Annotated in this window: 15 protein-coding genes; all 15 read right to left on the bottom strand. The window is 70.8% G+C overall.

Annotated elements, in window-relative coordinates; genetic code table 11:
* Positions 1-456 precede the first annotated feature (456 nt).
* The gene (gene tyrS, locus HWD93_RS10625) at positions 457-1,770 is read right to left on the bottom strand and encodes a tyrosine--tRNA ligase (protein ID WP_071295802.1); all 1,314 of its coding nucleotides are present in this window, start codon (positions 1,768-1,770) and stop codon (positions 457-459) included.
* Positions 1,771-1,819: 49 nt separating this feature from the next.
* Positions 1,820-2,515: a DNA-3-methyladenine glycosylase gene (locus tag HWD93_RS10620; RefSeq protein ID WP_071302041.1), complete on the bottom strand. Its 696-nt coding sequence runs from the start codon at positions 2,513-2,515 to the stop codon at positions 1,820-1,822.
* Positions 2,512-3,963 carry an argininosuccinate lyase gene (gene argH, locus HWD93_RS10615; protein WP_261646801.1) on the bottom strand — a complete coding sequence of 484 codons (1,452 nt, stop codon included), beginning with the start codon at positions 3,961-3,963 and terminating at the stop codon, positions 2,512-2,514. Before argH ends, HWD93_RS10620 begins: the two co-directional genes overlap by 4 nt.
* A 49-nt stretch (positions 3,964-4,012) precedes the next feature.
* Entirely contained in the window at positions 4,013-5,209 is a 1,197-nt protein-coding gene (locus HWD93_RS10610; RefSeq protein ID WP_071302043.1) for an argininosuccinate synthase, read from the bottom strand.
* Positions 5,210-5,224: 15 nt separating this feature from the next.
* Complete coding sequence (argF, locus tag HWD93_RS10605) at positions 5,225-6,208, bottom strand: ornithine carbamoyltransferase (protein WP_261646800.1); 984 nt, start codon at positions 6,206-6,208, stop codon at positions 5,225-5,227.
* Positions 6,205-7,443 carry an acetylornithine transaminase gene (locus HWD93_RS10600; protein WP_261646799.1) on the bottom strand — a complete coding sequence of 413 codons (1,239 nt, stop codon included), beginning with the start codon at positions 7,441-7,443 and terminating at the stop codon, positions 6,205-6,207. The genes argF and HWD93_RS10600 overlap by 4 nt, the downstream gene beginning before the upstream one ends.
* A complete protein-coding gene (gene argB / locus HWD93_RS10595; RefSeq protein WP_261646798.1) occupies positions 7,440-8,477 on the bottom strand; it encodes an acetylglutamate kinase in 1,038 nt (345 codons plus the stop codon). The genes HWD93_RS10600 and argB overlap by 4 nt, the downstream gene beginning before the upstream one ends.
* Positions 8,477-9,676 (bottom strand): bifunctional glutamate N-acetyltransferase/amino-acid acetyltransferase ArgJ, encoded by a 1,200-nt coding sequence (gene argJ / locus HWD93_RS10590; protein ID WP_261646797.1) that lies wholly within the window; start codon positions 9,674-9,676, stop codon positions 8,477-8,479. Before argJ ends, argB begins: the two co-directional genes overlap by 1 nt.
* Complete coding sequence (locus HWD93_RS10585) at positions 9,673-10,770, bottom strand: N-acetyl-gamma-glutamyl-phosphate reductase (protein WP_071295808.1); 1,098 nt, start codon at positions 10,768-10,770, stop codon at positions 9,673-9,675. The genes argJ and HWD93_RS10585 overlap by 4 nt, the downstream gene beginning before the upstream one ends.
* 77 nt (positions 10,771-10,847) lie before the next feature.
* Positions 10,848-13,340 (bottom strand): phenylalanine--tRNA ligase subunit beta, encoded by a 2,493-nt coding sequence (gene pheT / locus HWD93_RS10580; protein ID WP_261646796.1) that lies wholly within the window; start codon positions 13,338-13,340, stop codon positions 10,848-10,850.
* Positions 13,340-14,380, bottom strand: coding sequence for a phenylalanine--tRNA ligase subunit alpha (gene pheS / locus HWD93_RS10575; protein ID WP_070419380.1), 1,041 nt, complete (start codon positions 14,378-14,380; stop codon positions 13,340-13,342). The genes pheT and pheS overlap by 1 nt, the downstream gene beginning before the upstream one ends.
* 70 nt (positions 14,381-14,450) lie before the next feature.
* Complete coding sequence (locus tag HWD93_RS10570) at positions 14,451-15,296, bottom strand: RNA methyltransferase (protein WP_070417881.1); 846 nt, start codon at positions 15,294-15,296, stop codon at positions 14,451-14,453.
* 66 nt (positions 15,297-15,362) lie between these two features.
* The gene (gene rplT / locus HWD93_RS10565) at positions 15,363-15,746 is read right to left on the bottom strand and encodes a 50S ribosomal protein L20 (RefSeq protein ID WP_022908516.1); all 384 of its coding nucleotides are present in this window, start codon (positions 15,744-15,746) and stop codon (positions 15,363-15,365) included.
* Between the two features lie 28 nt (positions 15,747-15,774).
* Entirely contained in the window at positions 15,775-15,969 is a 195-nt protein-coding gene (gene rpmI, locus HWD93_RS10560) for a 50S ribosomal protein L35 (RefSeq protein ID WP_022903519.1), read from the bottom strand.
* Positions 15,970-16,030: 61 nt separating this feature from the next.
* On the bottom strand, positions 16,031-16,696 hold the full coding sequence (gene infC / locus HWD93_RS10555; RefSeq protein WP_070417880.1) for a translation initiation factor IF-3: 666 nt from the start codon (positions 16,694-16,696) through the stop codon (positions 16,031-16,033).
* Positions 16,697-16,749: the final 53 nt, after the last annotated feature.

Here is a 16,749-nt window from a genome sequence, read left to right as displayed (position 1 = left end):
AGTCACGGGGTCAATAAATTGGCATTGACAATGTGCACGCTGTTGAGTTCTCAAGGACCAGACGCACTCCCCACTCGACCCCGAAAGAGGTTCCGCCAGAGAGGCTTTCGTTCTTGGTTTGACCACCGGTGTGTCGTCGGACCCTGAGGCCCAGTGGCTCATCCCGTAGGAGAGAACCGGTGGAGTAGTCATCCTAGGCGTCGAAGCGATCCAGCGCAAGGCCAGATCTGAACTTCAGTGGAGGATGGTCCCGCTTGAGGGCCGGCGTGCTCTGGGCTTTCGCTCCAGCCGCTCCGCCGCACCTTTGGGGTGACGAGTAAGAACTATACGCAGCGTTCAGCGGGTGCGCCAAGACGGGCCACATCCCGGGCGTGTCGCGTTGTGCAACACGTGCGGCCCGGACGCAGCGATGCCCGGCTCCCACCAGGGGAACCGGGCATCGACGAGCGGCGACGATCAGGAGAGCGTCACGCCGGCCAGGGTCTTCTTGCCACGACGGAGGACGAGCACTCCCCCGGGCAGGGCCAGGTCGGACAGCGGCGCGGTCGGGTCCTCGGCGCGGGTGTTGTTCACGTACACACCACCCTGGTCGATGGCGCGACGGGCTTCGCCGAGGGACTTCACCAACTCGGTGTCGACGAGCGCTCGGGCCACGTCCGCATCACCGGGCAGCGCTACCGACCCCGGGAGCTCCGCGATCGCCGACCGCAGGGTGGTGGCGTCGAGCGCGCCCAGGTCGCCGTTGCCGAACAACGCCGCGGAGGCATCGATCGCCGCCTGCGTCGCCTCGACCCCGTGCACGACCGCCGTCACCTCGAACGCGAGGGTCCGTTGCGCCTCGCGCCGGAACGGCTCGTCGGCCACGGCCTGCTCGAGCCGCTCGATCTCGGCACGGGACAGGAACGTGAACTGGCGGAGCCGGGCGATCACGTCGGCGTCCGTCGTGTTGAGCCAGAACTGGTAGAACGCGTACGGCGAGGTCATGTCCGGGTCGAGCCAGATCGCGTTGCCCTCGCTCTTGCCGAACTTCGTGCCGTCGGAGTTCGTGATGAGGGGCGTCCCCAGCGCGTGCACCGTCGCCCCCTCGGCACGACGGATGAGTTCCGTCCCCGAGGTCAGGTTGCCCCACTGGTCCGAGCCGCCCGTCTGCAGGGTGCACCCGTACTGGCGGAAGAGCTCGCGGTAGTCGAGGCCCTGCAGGATCTGGTAGCTGAACTCGGTGTAGCTGATGCCCGAGTCGGAGTTCAGGCGCGCGGCGACGGCGTCCTTCTTGAGCATCGAGTTCACGCGGAAGTACTTGCCGATGTCGCGCAGGAAGTCGATCGCGGACAGCGGTGCCGTCCAGTCGAGGTTGTTCACCAGCCGCACGCCGTTCTCGCCGTCGGGGCTGAGGAACCGCGACACCTGGCCCTGCAACCGCGTCACCCACTCCTGCACGGTCTCGCGGGTGTTGAGCGTCCGTTCGGCTGTCGGCCGCGGATCGCCGATCAACCCGGTGGAACCACCGACCAGTGCGAGCGGCTTGTGCCCGGCGAGCTGGATCCGGCGCATGGTGAGCAGCTGCAGCAGGTTCCCGCAGTGCAGGGACGGCGCCGTCGGGTCGAAACCGCAGTAGTACGTGATCGGCTCGCCGTCGAGGGCCTCCTTGAGCGCCGTCTCGTCGGTGGAGACGTGCACCAGATCACGCCAGCGCAGTTCGTCCCAGACCGAGGCGAAGGTCGGGTCGTTCTGCTGGCGCGTCAGGACATCGTGAGCGGATTCACTGGACACCCAGCCATCGTAGCGGCGCACGCGGTCCAGGAGGCGCGGGTCGACTCCGTCAATCGAGGGCACCCTTGTGCCGCCGGTACGCCGACACCGTCGGGTCACCGGTGAGCCAGAAGCGCCAGGGGAAGCGCGCGCCGCCGGCGATGCCGCCGACGCCGGTGCGCGGCCCTCGGGAGATCCGCGGGACCGGACCGGTCGCCGCCGGACCGGGCACGGTCTCGGACAGGAGTTCCTCGACGACGCGCGTCGGTCCGACGGCGGCGAGCCGCGCCTCCAGGCCGGGAGCCAACGTCAGCACGTACGGGCCGGAGCCGTCGAGGAGTCTGCTGCCGTCGTCCTCGCCGAGCACCGCACCGAGCGCGCCGCCGAGGTTGCCGGGACCGCGCGCGAGCGCGACGTCCGTGACGGAGCCGCCGCGTCGGGAACGGGCGGTCTCGAGGCCCTCCACGACCTGCGCGCCCCGCAGCAGCGATCCCGACGACGTGCCCTCCGGCGCACTGACGACGTTGACGCACGTGTGGATGCCGTAGGAGCGGTAGGCGTAGAGCGTCCCGGGCGGTCCGAACAGGTGCCGGTTGCGCGGCGTCGGACCACGGTGGCCGTGCGAGCCGGGGTCGGTGGGGCCGAAGTAGGCCTCGACCTCGGTGATGCGCAGGGTCACGCCCTTGCCCGCGATCGTCGCACCGAGCAACGCCGGCGCCGAGACCGGCGCCGGTTCGGACAGCAGCGCGAGCGTGGGGTCGGTCATCGGGTGAACGGCACGCCCTCCGCCAGGTCGTGGACGCGACGGGTGAGCGACGCGAGCTGTTCGGCGACGCGGTCCGGCGCGGTGCCGCCGATGCCGGCGCGCGACGCGACGGAGCCCTCGATGGTGAGGACGCCGCGGACCTCGGGCGTGAGGTGTTCGGACACCGTCCGGTACTCGTCGTCGGTGGGGTCGTCGAGTTCGATCCCGCACTCCTCGCAGTACCGGACCAGCGCGCCGGACACCTCGTGCGCGTCGCGGAACGGCACCCCCTGGCGGACGAGCCACTCGGCGACGTCCGTCGCGAGCGAGAAGCCCTGCGGCGCGAGCTCGGCCATGCGGTCGGTGTCGAACGAGAGGGTCGCGACCATGCCGGTGAAGGCGGGGAGCAGGACCTCGAGGGTGGCGACCGAGTCGAAGACGGGCTCCTTGTCCTCCTGCAGGTCGCGGTTGTACGCCAGCGGCAGGCCCTTGAGGGTTGCGAGCAGGCCGGTCAGGTTGCCGATGAGCCGGCCGGACTTGCCCCGGGCGAGCTCGGCGATGTCCGGGTTCTTCTTCTGGGGCATGATGCTCGACCCCGTGGAGAACGCGTCGTGCAGCCGGACGAAGCCGAACTCCTTCGTGTTCCAGAGGATGATCTCCTCCGCCAGGCGGGAGACGTCGATGCCGATCTGCGCGAGGACGAAGGCGAATTCGGCGACCACGTCACGAGCCGCCGTGGCGTCGATCGAGTTGTCCGCGGGGCGGGCGAACCCGAGCTCGTGGGCGATCGCCGAGGGGTCGAGGCCGAGCGAGCTCCCCGCAAGGGCGCCGGCGCCGTACGGGCTCACGCTCGCGCGGTCCGCCCAGTCGCGGAGCCGCTCCAGGTCACGGACCAGGGGCCACGCGTGCGCGAGCAGGTGGTGTGCGAGGAGGACCGGCTGCGCGTGCTGCAGGTGCGTGCGACCCGGCATGATCGCGCCGGGGTGCTCGTTGGCCTGCTGGGAGATCGCGTCGACGAGGTCGATGACGAGGTGCCCGATGCGGCGACCGTGGTCGAGCATGTGCATCCGACCCAGCGTCGCGATCTGGTCGTTGCGGCTCCGGCCGGCGCGCAGCTTCCCGCCGAGCTCGGGACCGAGGTCGGCGATGAGGAGTCGTTCGAGGGCGCCGTGCACGTCCTCGTCGCTGTCGGCGGGCTGCAGCGTGCCGTCGGCGTGCGCGGACTCGAGGCGGTCGAGGCCGGCGAGCATCCGCTCGAGCTCGTCGGCCGTCAGGTACCCGGCGGTGTTGAGGGCGCGGGCGTGGGCGCGGGAGCCGGCGATGTCGTAGGGGGCGAGCTGCCAGTCGAAGTGGGTCGATCGGGAGAGGGCGGCGAGCTCGGCGCTCGGGCCGTCCGCGAAGCGGCCACCCCAGAGGGCGCCGGTGTTGGTGGCGTCGGTCTTGGCGGCGGGCTGGTTCGCGTCGGTCATGGTTCTCTCGTCGTCCGGTCGTGGGTTTGGGGGCGGGGTGCCTGGGCGCTCAGTTGGCCAGGTCGCGGCGGGCGGAGATCTTGCTCGGCAACGACCAGATGTCGATGAACCCCTTCGCGTGCGACTGGTCGAAGGCGTCGCCCGTGTCGTAGGTCGCGAGGTCGAAGTCGTAGAGGCTCTGGCTGGAGCGGCGTCCGGTCACGACGGCTCGGCCCGCGTGGAGCCGGAGTCGGACATCGCCGGAGACGTGCTGCTGGGTGTGGGCGATGAAGGCGTCGAGGCTCCGCTTCAGGCCGCTGAACCACAGCCCGTCGTAGACCAGGTCGGCCCAGTCCGACTCGACCTGCCGCTTGTACCGGTTGACGTCGCGTTCGAGGGTCAGGTTCTCGAGCTCCTCGTGCGCGGCGATCAGGGCGACGGCGGCCGGCGCCTCGTACACCTCGCGCGACTTGATGCCGACGAGCCGGTCCTCGACCACGTCGATCCGACCGACACCGTGCTTGCCGGCGAGCGCGTTGAGCTCCTGCACGACGCGCAGCACGCTGAACCGCTGTCCGTCGATGGCGACCGGGACGCCCTGCTCGAAGGTGATCGTCACCTCGTCCGGAGCACGCGGGACGGTCGGGTCCTGCGTGTAGGCGTAGAGCTCCTCCGCCGGGGCGTTCCACGGGTCCTCGAGGTGACCGGTCTCGACCGCTCGACCCCACACGTTCTGGTCGATCGACCAGGGCGAGCGTTCCGACTGTTCGATCGGCAGCCCGTGCTGCTGGGCGTAGGCGATCGCTCGGTCGCGGGTGAGCGCGAGGTCCCGCACCGGTGCGACGCTCGTCAGGTCCGGGGCGAGGGCCGCGACCGCCGCCTCGAAGCGGACCTGGTCGTTGCCCTTGCCCGTGGACCCGTGCGCCACGCTGTCGGCACCGAGCTGCTTCGCCGTGAGCGCCAGGTGCTTCGCGATGAGGGGACGGCTCAGCGCGGAGACGAGCGGGTAGCGCTTCTGGTACAGGGCGTTGGCCTGCAGCGCGGGGACGAGGTAGTCGTCGGCGAACTCGTCCTTCGCGTCGATGACGATCGACTCGACGGCGCCGCAGTCGAGCGCGCGCTGCCGGATCGCCGCCATGTCCTCGCCGCCCTGGCCGACGTCGACCGCGAGGGCGACGACGTCCTTGCCGGTGGCGTCACGCAGCCAGCCGATGCCGACGGACGTGTCGAGTCCGCCGGAGTACGCGAGGACGACGCGGTCTGCCACGGTGGTCTCCCTGTGTCAGGCGGACGCGGGGGCGCCGGTCGTCGCGGGGGCGCCGGTCGCGGCGGGAGCGCCGGTCGCGTTCGCTGCGAGGAGCCAGGCGAGCAGCGCCTTCTGGGCGTGGAGACGGTTCTCCGCCTCGTCCCAGATGATGCTCCGCGGACCGTCGATGACCTCGGCCGTGACCTCGAACCCACGGTCGGCGGGCAGGCAGTGCATGAACACGGCGTCGTCGGCGGCGTGCGCCATCATCGCGTCGTCCACGCGGTACCCGTTGAAGGTGTCGAGCCGCGCCTGCTTCTCGTCCTCCTTGCCCATCGACACCCAGGTGTCGGTCACGACGACGTCCGCTCCGGCGACGGCGGCGACCGGGTCGGTCACGACGAGCACGGAACCGCCGGTCACGGCAGCACGACGCTCGGCGTCGGTGACGACCTCGGCCGCTGGGGAGAACTCGGCCGGTGCTGCGACGCGGACGTGCATGCCCGCGGTGGCCCCGGCGAGCAGGTAGGACTGCGCCATGTTGCTCGCGCCGTCGCCGATGAAGGCCACGGTCTGCCCGGCCAGGGTCCCGCGGTGCTCGCGGATGGTGAGCAGGTCAGCGAGCAGCTGGCACGGGTGGAAGTCGTCCGACAGGGCGTTGACGACTGGGACACTGGTGTTCGCCGCCATCTCCTCGAGCCCGGCCTGGCCGTAGGTGCGCCACACGATCGCCGACACCATGCGCTCGAGGACGCGTGCGGTGTCGGACGGCGTCTCCTTGCCCCCCAGCTGGCTGTTCGCCGTCGAGATGATGAGCGGGCTGCCGCCGAGGTCGGAGATGCCGACATGGAAGGACACCCGCGTGCGGGTGGACGACTTGTCGAAGATCACGGCGACGCTCTGCGGTCCGGCGAGGGGCTTGGCACCCCACCGGTCGGCCTTCATCTGCTCGGCGAGGTCGAGGATCGCGGACTGCTCCGCCTGGCTGAGGTCGTCGTCGCGGAGGAAGTGGCGGGTCATGCGGAGGTCTCCTGGGTGGTGGTGCCCTGCTCGGCGGCGACTGCGGCCAGGCTCTCGCTGAGGATCGACACGAACTCGTCGATCTCGGCGTCGGACACGACGAGCGGCGGCGCGATGCGCAGGCTCGACTCGTTCGGGGCGTTGATGATCAGGCCGCGCTCGAGCGCGGCGGCGTTGACGGCGGCGGCGACCGGGCCGGCCAGACCGACCCCGATGAGGAGGCCGGTGCCACGGACCTCTTCGACGAGGGGCGAGCCGATGCTCGCGATCCCCGCACGGATCCGCTCCCCCTTCGTCACCGCACCGGACACGAGGTCAGCCCGCTCGATCTCGGCGAGGACGGCGTTCGCCACCCGGGTGCCGAGGGGGTTGCCACCGAACGTCGAGCCGTGCTGGCCGGCCGAGAACAGTTCGGACGCCCAGCCGAAGGTGACGAGGGCACCGATCGGGAACCCGCCCGCGATGCCCTTCGCGATCGTGATGGCGTCCGGCTCGAAACCGTGGCCCTGGTAGGTGAACCAGTTGCCGGTCCGGCCGACGCCCGTCTGGATCTCGTCGAGGATCAGCAGCGCGCCGTGTTCCGCGGTCAGGCGGCGAGCGGCGAGCAGGAACCCCTCGGGCAGGTCGACCACGCCGGCCTCGCCCTTGATCGGTTCGACGATGAGCGCGGCGACGGTGTCGTCGATCGACTCCTCGAGCGCGGCGACCGTGGAGTCGATGTGTTCGACCCCGGGGACCATCGGCAGGAAGTCCTCTTGCAGGGCGGGCTTGCCGGTGAGCGCCAGCGCGCCCATCGTGCGGCCGTGGAAGCCCTGCTTCAGCGCGAGGATGCGGGTCTTCTGCCCGTCGGCGCCCTTGTTCAGCCGTGCGAGCTTGAACGCGGCCTCGTTGGCCTCGGCACCGGAGTTGCCGAAGTACACGCGGCCGGCCTCACCTGCGCCGGTGATGCGCTTGAGCCGCTCGGCGAGCTCGAGCTGCGGCGGGGTCGCGAAGTAGTTCGAGACGTGCACGAGCTTGGCGGCCTGGTCACTGATCGCCTCGACCAGCGCGGGGTGCGCATGGCCGAGCGAGTTGACGGCGATGCCGGCGAGGAAGTCGAGGTACTCGTTGCCGTCGACGTCCCAGACGCGACAGCCTTCGCCGCGCTCGAGCATGATCTTCGGCGGGGTCAGGGATCGCATGAGCGACGCCCCGAACCGGTCGTTCCAGGTCTCGGTCTGCGTCTCGGTGCTCACTGCGGCTGTCCCTTCTCGGTCGTGCTGGCCACGTGTTGACCGGTGGTGCTGCTCGTCGACGGTGCTGCGACGCGTCGGCCGATCTCGGCGTGGGTCATCTGGTTCTCGGTGCGTCGGCTCGGGTCCGGGATCACCTCGGTGCCCGCGCCGCGCAGGGTGAACACCTCGAGCAGGATCGAGTGCGGGATCCGCCCGTCGATGATCGTCGCGCCGCCGACCCCGCCGACCACGGCGTCGAGGCACGCGGTCATCTTCGGGATCATCCCCGACTCGAGCGACGGCAGGAGCGCGCGGAGCTCCTCGACCGCGATGAGGTCGACGATCGAGTCGCGGTCCGGCCAGTTGCGGTACAGGCCGGGGACGTCGGTGAGCATCATGAGCTTCGACGCATTGAGGGCGATCGCGAGCGCGCCCGCCGCGGCGTCGGCGTTCACGTTGAGCGCCTGGTCCGGGTGGGCGTCGTCGATGGCGATGCTCGACACCACGGGGATGCGGCCGGCCTCGATCGCGGCGAGCACACCGGAGGGGTCGACGTGCGTGATGTCGCCGACGTGCCCGAGGTCGAAGTGCTCGCCGTCGACGACGACGCCCTTCTTCTCGCCGGTGAACAGCGAGCCGCCGTCGCCGAAGACGCCGACCGCCAGGCCCTCGCCGTGCTCGTTCACCAGGTCGACGATCTCGCGGTTGACCTCGCCGGCGAGCACGTCGCGGACGACCGTGATCGCCTCGGTCGTGGTGACGCGGTAGCCGCCGCGGAACTCGGACGCGATGCCCTGTTCCTTCAGCGCCGCCGAGATCTGCGGGCCGCCGCCGTGCACGACCACCGGGTGGAGGCCGGCGTACCGGAGGTAGACCATGTCCTCGGCGAACGCGCGCTTGAGGTCCTCGTTCACCATGGCGTTGCCGCCGAACTTGACGACGACGATCTTGCCCGAGAACCGCTTCAGCCACGGCAGGGACTCGATGAGGGTCGCGGCCTTGACGGTCGCGAGCTCGTGCTCTTCTTCCTTCGAGAGGATGCTGTCGTCGGCCATCAGCTGGAGTACGCGCTGTTCTCGTGGACGTAGTCGTGCGTGAGGTCGTTCGTCAGGATCGTCGCCGAGAACGGTCCGACGCCGAGGTCGATGAGGACGTCGGTGTCGCGCGGCGTCAGGTCGACGCGGGCGCTCGGCTCGTCCGGTGCGCCGGCGTGGCAGACACGGACCCCGTTCATCGAGACGTCGACGGCGTACGGGTCGAACTCGGCGTCGGTGGTGCCGATCGCCGCGAGCACCCGGCCCCAGTTCGGGTCGTTGCCGAACACCGCGGCCTTGAACAGGTTGTTCCGGGCGACGCTCCGGCCGACCGTGACGGCGTCGTCCTCGGTCGCGGCGTTCACGACGTGGATCGCGATGTCGTGGCTCGCGCCCTCGGCGTCCTGCTGCAGCTGCCGTGCGAGGTCGGCGCAGACCGCGGTCAGGGCTTCTTGGAAGTCGCCGACCTCGGGCGTGACGCCGCTCGCGCCGGAGGACAGCAGCACCACGGTGTCGTTCGTCGACATGCAGCCGTCCGAGTCGACCCGGTCGAAGGTGACGCGGGTGGCTGCCCGGAGCGCCTGGTCGAGCTCGTCCGAGCCGACGACGGCGTCCGTGGTGATCACGACGAGCATCGTCGCGAGCCCGGGTGCGAGCATGCCCGCGCCCTTGGCCATGCCGCCGACGGTCCAGCCGTCCTCGGTCACGACCGACTGCTTCGGCTTCGTGTCGGTGGTCATGATGGCGGTCGCGGCGTCCGGACCACCGTCGGCCGACAGTGCCGCACTCGCGAGGTCGACGCCCCTGAGGACGTTGTCGCGGAACGTCTGGTCGCCGACCCCGATGAGGCCGGTCGAGCAGACGACGACGTCGCCGGCGCCGATGCCGAGCGCCTCGCCCACGGCTTCGGCGGTCATGTGGGTGGTCTGGAAGCCGAACGGACCGGTGAAGCAGTTCGCGCCGCCGGAGTTCAGGACGACCGCTCGGGCGGTGCCGTCACCGACCGCCTGGCGCGACCAGATCACGGGGTGCGCCTGGGCACGGTTGCTGGTGAAGACCGCGGCCACTGCGGCGTCCGGCCCGTCGTTGACGACGAGGGCCACGTCGGGCTTGCCGCTCGACTTGAGACCGGCGGTCACGCCGGCCGCGCGGAAGCCCGCTGCCGCGGTGACGCCCTGGAGGCCCGGGTCGGTGTGGGTGGGCTGGCTTGCGTCGGTCACGGTGCGACTCCGTCCACGCTGAGGCCGAGGGTCTCCGGGAAGCCCAGGGCGATGTTCGTCGACTGGACCGCGGCACCGGCGGTGCCCTTGGCCAGGTTGTCGAGGGCGCTCACCGCGACGACGCGACCGGCGGCCTCGTCGACCGCGAGCCCGATCAGTGCGGTGTTCGCGCCGATGGTGTCGGCGACCCGGGGGAACTCGCCCTCGGGCAGGAGGTGCACGAACGGCTCGTCGGCGTACGCCTGCTCCCAGGCGAGCCGGACGTCACGGGCGCTCACACCGGGCGCGAGCTTCGCGGTCGTCGTCGCCAGGATGCCGCGGGACATCGGGACGAGGACCGGCGTGAACGAGATCGTCACGTCGGACGCGCCGGCGACCACGAGGTTCTGCTGGATCTCCGGGATGTGGCGGTGCTTCCCGCCGACCGCGTACGCGCTCGCGGAGCCCATGATCTCGGAGGCCAGGTACGTGTTCGCGAGCTTCTTGCCGGCACCGCTCGGGCCGACGCTCAGCACGGCCACGAGGTCGTCCGACTCGATCAGCCCGGCCTGGATGCCCGGCTGGATGCCGAGCGTGACCGCGGTCACGTTGCACCCGGGGACGGCGATCCGCTTCGTCCCCACGAGCGCCGCCCGCTGCCGGCTCTGCGTCTGGATGTCGTCCACGTCACGCCACTCGTCCGCCGACCCGGGCGTCGGCGCCGCGTGCAGCAGCTCCGGCAGCCCGTAGGTCCACGCGCCGTGGTAGTCGCCGCCGTAGAACGCTTCCCACGCCGCCGGGTCGGTCAGCCGGTGGTCCGCGCCGCAGTCCACGACGAGGGCGTCGTCGCCGAGCTCCGCGGTGATGGCCCCGGACTGGCCGTGCGGCAGCGCGAGGAACACGACGTCGTGTCCGCGCAGGTTGTCCGCCGTCGTCGGCTCGAGGGTCAGGTGCGACAGCGAGCGGAGGTGCGGCTGCGTCGCGATGAGCGGCTGTCCGGCGTTCGAGAACGCCGTCACCGTCCTGACGTCGAACTCGGGATGGGCGGAGAGCACGCGCAGGAGCTCACCGCCCGCGTAGCCGGAGGCTCCCGCCACGGCGACGGATACGGACATGGGATTCCACCTTTGGTCGGACTGGTCGTCGAGAGAGTCGGAGGCGGCGGCCCCGGGCGGTGCTGGTCCCGATGGGATCAGTCGCGCAGGGTCGCCCCGAATCGCTCGCCGGCACGTCGGACGGCGCCGTCACGGGCCTCAGTGGCCTCGGCAGCGGTCAGCGTGCGGTCCGTGGCACGGAAGCGCAGCGCGAACGTCAGGGACTTCTGTCCCTCGTCCACGCCGGAGCCCCGGTAGTCATCCACGAGGCGAGCATACTCCAACAGCTCTCCGGCACCAGTGCGCACCGCATCCAGTACGTCACCCGCCGGTACGTCGGCATCCACCACGAGGGACAGGTCCTGCGTCGCCGCCGGGTAGGACACGATCGGTGCCACCGACACCAGCTCGGGCGCCGCCCGGACCATGGCGTCGAGGTCGAGTTCGACGACCGCGACGACGCGCGGCAGGACCGCTGCCTCGGTCAGCTCGGGCAGGAGTTCCCCCGCGACGCCGACGACGGTTCCGTCCACGAGGAGCGATGCCGCGCGGCCCGGGTGCAGGGACGGGTGCGTCGTCTGCGCCACCGTGAGCTCGACCCCGACCGCCCACGCGACGGCGCGCGCGACGTCGAGTGCGTCCGCGATGCCGTACGGCTCGGGCTGTACGCCGGGCTGCTTCACGACCCGGTTGCCGGTGAGCAGCGCTGACACGTGGAACGGCTGCGGCGGCAGGGACGCGTCGAGCGCGGCGAGGGTGTCGCGGTCCGGGAGGACGGCGCCGGCCGGGACCGTGTCGGTGCCGAGCGTCTCGCCCGCGACCGGCAGGAACACCCGCGAGGTCTCGTAGAGCGCGACGTCGAGGAGGCCGCGCGACACGTTGCGGCGGGCGGCGTCGACGAGTGCCGGCACCCCGCTGCGTCGGAGGAGGCTCTGCTCGCTGTCGAGGGCGTTCGCGAGGACCACGCTCGGCCCGCCGGCACCGTCGATGCCCGGGTAGGCGTCCTGCGTGGCCTGCGACACGAAGGGTGCGGTGACGACCTCGACCAGGCCGTCGGCGGCGAGTGCAGCGGCGACGCGACGACGCGCCTGCTGGTGACCGGTCAGCCCACGGCCGGGCGGCGCGACGGGGAGGACGCTCGGGATGCGGTCGTAGCCGACGATGCGCGCGACCTCTTCGACGAGGGTGGTGTCGTCGGTGAGGTCGGGGCGCCAGGTCGGCGGCACGACGGCGAGCGTGTCCCCGTCGACGTCGACCGACGCACCGATCGCGCGCAGGGTGTCGATGACCTCGGCGTCGGTGTAGTCGACGCCGACGAGCTCGGCCGGACGGGCGATGCGCATCGTGACCGTCGGACGGGGCTCGGTGTCGACGAGCGTCGAGCCGAGGGGGTCCGCGGTGCCGCCCGCGAGCTCGACGAGGAGCTCGACCGCACGGTTCGCAGCGGCCTCGGCCACGAGCGGGTCGACACCGCGCTCGAAGCGTCGGGATGCCTCGCTCGGGAGCTTGTGCCGACGCGCGGTCCGGGCGATGGAGGTCTGGTCGAAGCCGGCGGCCTCGATCAGGACGTCGGTGGTCGCGTCGGAGATCTCGGTCCGGGCGCCGCCCATCACGCCGGCGAGGCCGACGGGACCGGAGTCGTCGGTGATGACGAGGTCTTCCGGGTCGAGCGTCCGTTCGACGTGGTCGAGGGTCGTCAGGGTCTCGCCGGCAGCAGCACGACGGACACCGAGCCCGCCCTGCAGCGTCCGGAGGTCGTACCCGTGCAGCGGCTGACCGAGCTCGAACATGACGTAGTTCGTGATGTCGACGGGCAGCGAGATCGACCGGACACCGGCGAGGGCGAGGCGCGAGACCATCCACGCCGGGGTCTTCGCGGTCGGGTCGATGCCACGGACGACACGGGTGACGAACGTGTGCGCGCCGACCCGGCCACGCACCGGGGCCCGGTCGTCGATCACGACCGGGAAGCCCTCGGCGCTGCGGGGGGTGACCCGCTCGACCGGGTCGTGGAAGGTCGCGCCGGTGGCGTGGGCGTACTCGCGAGCGACGCCGCGCATGCTCAGCACGTACCCGCGGTCCGGGGTCACGTTGATCTCCACCGCGGCGTCGTCGAGACCGAGGAGCGCGATGGCGTCCGCGCCGACCTCGGGCTCCATGCCGAGGTCCGCGAAGCGGAGGATGCCGTCGTGCTCGTCGCCGAGACCGAGCTCGCGTGCCGAGGCGATCATGCCGTCGGACACGTGCCCGTAGGTCTTGCGCGCGGCGATCGGGAACGGCCCGGGCAGGACGGCGCCGGGGAGCGTGACGACGACGAGGTCGCCGACGTCGAAGTTGTGCGCGCCGCACACGATGCCGCGGGGCTCGGGCTCGCCGACGTCCACCCGGCACCAGTTGATCGTCTTGCCGTTCTTCTGCGGCTCGGGCTCGCGCTCGAGCACGCGGCCGACGACGATCGGGCCCGTGAGGTCGTAGGTGTGGACGTCCTCTTCCTCGAAGCCCACCGACACGAGCGCCGCGTGGACGTGCTCGAGGGTGACGTCGTCGGGGAGGTCGACGGACTCGCCGAGCCAACGGAGTGGGACGCGCATCAGACCACCGTTCCGAACTGCTGCGAGAAGCGGATGTCGCCCTCGAGGAAGTCACGCATGTCGTTCAGGCCGTTACGGAACTGCAGTGTCCGCTCGATGCCCATGCCGAACGCGAAGCCCTGGTACTCGGCCGGGTCGATGCCGGCGGCGCGCAGGACGTTCGGGTTGACCATGCCGCAGCCGCCCCACTCGACCCACCGAGCGCCGCCCTTGGCGTTCGGCTGCCAGACGTCCATCTCGGCACTGGGTTCGGTGAACGGGAAGTAGTTCGGGCGGAGACGGATCTGCGCCTCGGCCCCGAACATCTGGCGCGCGAAGTGCTCGAGCGTGCCGCGCAGGTGCGCCATCGTCAGGCCCTTGTCGATCGCGATGCCCTCGACCTGGGTGAAGACCGGCAGGTGCGTGGCGTCGAGCTCGTCGGCGCGGTACACCCGGCCCGGCGCGATGACGTAGAGCGGCAGGTCGCGCGAGAGCAGCGACCGCACCTGTACCGGGGAGGTGTGCGTGCGCATGACGAGGTGGCGCTCGACCGGCTCGACGAAGATCGTGTCGGCCATCGCCCGGGCCGGGTGGTCCGGGTCGAAGTTCAGCGCGTCGAAGTTGAACCACTCGTGCTCGAGCTCGGGGCCTTCCGCGACTTCCCACCCCATGCCGACGAAGATGTCGGCAACGGTCTCGTTGAGGAGCGACAGCGGGTGCCGCGAGCCGGGCGCGCGGCGGACCGGGAGCGCGGTGACGTCGACGCGCTCGGCGTCGAGACGTGCACGTTCCTCGGCTTCGGCGAGCACGGACTCCTGCTCGGCGATCGCCGCGTTCACCTGCCCACGGGCCTGTCCGACGAGCTTGCCCGCGGCCGCCTTCTGCTCCTTCGGCACGCTGCGCATCGACGCGTTCATCCGCGCCAGCGCGGACTGTTCGCCGGTGTGCTCGGCCCTGGCCTGCTTCAGCTCGGCGACGGTCGTCGTGGCGCGGACCGCCGCGAGGGCCCGGTCCACGGCGTCGGCGACGGCCGATTCGCTGATCTCGAGAGGTTCTGACACGAGACCCAAGCCTACCGGCCCGTGGGATACCGCCGTCCGGTACCGGACGGTCTGGGGAGGAGTCGCCCGATCAGTCGCCTGTGGAGGGACGAGCCGTGCGCTGCGCGAACGCCGACTCGTACAGGCAGACGGACGCGGCCGTCGCGAGGTTCATCGACTCCGCCTTGCCGTAGATCGGCACCTTCACGGCGCGGTCGACGAGGGCGAGGTCCTCGGTGGTCAGACCACGTGCTTCGTTGCCGAACACCCACGCGGTCGGACCGTCGAGCATGCCGTCGGCGCGGACCTCGGGCAGGTCGTCGCCCGAGACGTCGGCGGCCAGGATCGTGTACCCGAGGCCCCGGGCACGGGACACCGCGTCGGCGAGCGTCACGCCGACCGACACCGGCACGTGGAAGAGCGAGCCCGTGGTCGACCGCACGACCTTCGGGTTGTACGGGTCGACGCTGCGCCCGGTGAGGACCACCGCGTCGGCGCCGGCGGCGTCGGCCGCACGGATGATGGTGCCGGCGTTGCCCGGATCACGCACCTCTTCGAGGATCGCGACGATCCCCGGCAGGCCGCCACGCGCCTCCTGGGCGGCACCGGCGTCGGGGAAGACGTCCTTCACCGACGTCGGGAACTGCTGGCACACCGCGACGACGCCCTGCGGCGTCACGGTGTCCGCCATCGCGTCGAGGACCTGTTCGGTCACGAACCACGTGTCGACCGGCGCGTCGTCGAGGCCGTAGCGCGCGGCCGCCGTCGGGGTCACGTAGAGCTCGCGGAGGAGCTCCGGGCGGTACTCGATCGCCTCGCGCACCGCCTGCGGCCCTTCGAGCAGGAACAGGCCCGTGTCGGCGCGCACGTCCTTCTTCGACAGCGCTGCGACGGCACGGACTCGGCCGGCCTTGGGGTTCTCGAGGAGATCGCTCACGGGACAAGTCTAGGAACGACGAAACCCCCGCCGGACCGGCGGGGGTTTCGTGAGCAGAAGAACTGACTACGCAGCCTTCGGGGCCGAGGTGTCGGCCGGGAGCGCCTTCTTGGCGGTCTCGACGAGCGCCGCGAACGTCTCGGGGTTGTTCACCGCGAGGTCCGCGAGGATGCGACGGTCGACCTCGACGCCGGCAAGGCCGAGGCCCTGGATGAGGCGGTTGTAGGTCAGGCCGTTCGCACGCGACGCGGCGTTGATGCGCTGGATCCAGAGGCGACGGAACTCGCCCTTCTTCGCGTGACGGTCGCGGTACGCGTAGACGAGGGAGTGGGTGACCTGCTCCTTGGCCTTGCGGTACAGACGCGAACGCTGACCGCGGTAGCCCTCGGCGCGCTCGAGGATGACGCGGCGCTTCTTGGCGGCGTTGACCGCTCTCTTTACTCGTGCCATTGATCTATTCCTTTACGTTCTGCGGGGCTCAGTGGCCGAGGAGCTTCTTGACGTTCTTCGCGTCAGCCTTGGCGAGGACCTGGTCCTCGTTGAGGCGGGCCTTGCGCTTGGCGCTCTTGACCTCGAGGTTGTGACGCATACCGGCCTGCTGCTTCATGATCTTGCCGCTGCCGGTGACCTTGAAGCGCTTCTTCGACCCGGAGTGGGTCTTCTGCTTGGGCATGGTGGTGCCTTTCCGTGGGATGGATGGGGAGCCGCGTCGTTGCGGGATCGGTCGGTGGGACCTATTCGGCGGGAGCTTCGGCCTGCGCGGGCTCGGGAGCCACGTCGGTGGTCTCGTCCTTGCCCTTCGCAGCGTGCTCCGACGCACGACGCTCGGCCTTCTGAGCAGCGCGCTTGGCGTTCTGCTCGCCCTTGACGTCGGACTTGTTCTTGAGCGGGGCGATGATCATCGTCATGTTGCGGCCGTCCTGGGTCGGACGCGACTCGACGACACCGAACTCGGCGATCTCCTCGGCGAACTTCTGGAGGAGACGGACACCCTGCTCCGGACGCGACTGCTCGCGGCCACGGAAGAGGATCATCGCCTTCACCTTGTCGCCACCGAGGAGGAAGCCCTCGGCGCGCTTGCGCTTCGTCTCGTAGTCGTGCACGTCGATCTTCAGGCGGAAACGGACTTCCTTGAGGTCCGTGTTCACCTGGTTGCGACGCGCTTCCTTGGCCTTCTGAGCGGCCTCGTACTTGAACTTGCCGTAGTCCATGATCTTCGCCACGGGCGGCTTCGAGTTCGGCGCGACCTCGACCAGATCCAGCTCGGCTTCCTGCGCGAGGCGCAGTGCGACGGCGATGGGGACAACGCCGACCTGCTCGCCCTGGGGGCCGACGAGTCGGACCTCGGGGACGCGGATTCGGTCGTTGGTACGGGGATCGGGAATGCGGAGCTCCTTCAATCAGGTGGTGGCCGTCCGGGGCGTTTGCCCTGGACGACGGCACGAGAGAGGAG

Source organism: Curtobacterium sp. C2H10 (assembly GCF_025407985.1).
Classification (GTDB): Bacteria; Actinomycetota; Actinomycetes; order Actinomycetales; family Microbacteriaceae; genus Curtobacterium.
The sequence above is the reverse complement of the archived record's forward strand: the minus strand, read 5'-3'. Positions and strand labels throughout refer to the sequence as shown.

Coding starts and splice junctions, on each gene's coding strand:
- argF (WP_261646800.1), bottom strand. CDS start 6,208: ATGACCCGCCACTTCCTCCGCGACGACGACCTCAGCCAGGCGGAGCAG.
- argB (WP_261646798.1), bottom strand. CDS start 8,477: ATGGCCGACGACAGCATCCTCTCGAAGGAAGAAGAGCACGAGCTCGCG.
- rplT (WP_022908516.1), bottom strand. CDS start 15,746: ATGGCACGAGTAAAGAGAGCGGTCAACGCCGCCAAGAAGCGCCGCGTC.
- pheT (WP_261646796.1), bottom strand. CDS start 13,340: ATGCGCGTCCCACTCCGTTGGCTCGGCGAGTCCGTCGACCTCCCCGAC.
- rpmI (WP_022903519.1), bottom strand. CDS start 15,969: ATGCCCAAGCAGAAGACCCACTCCGGGTCGAAGAAGCGCTTCAAGGTC.
- HWD93_RS10585 (WP_071295808.1), bottom strand. CDS start 10,770: ATGTCCGTATCCGTCGCCGTGGCGGGAGCCTCCGGCTACGCGGGCGGT.
- argH (WP_261646801.1), bottom strand. CDS start 3,963: ATGACCGACGCGAACCAGCCCGCCGCCAAGACCGACGCCACCAACACC.
- HWD93_RS10620 (WP_071302041.1), bottom strand. CDS start 2,515: ATGACCGACCCCACGCTCGCGCTGCTGTCCGAACCGGCGCCGGTCTCG.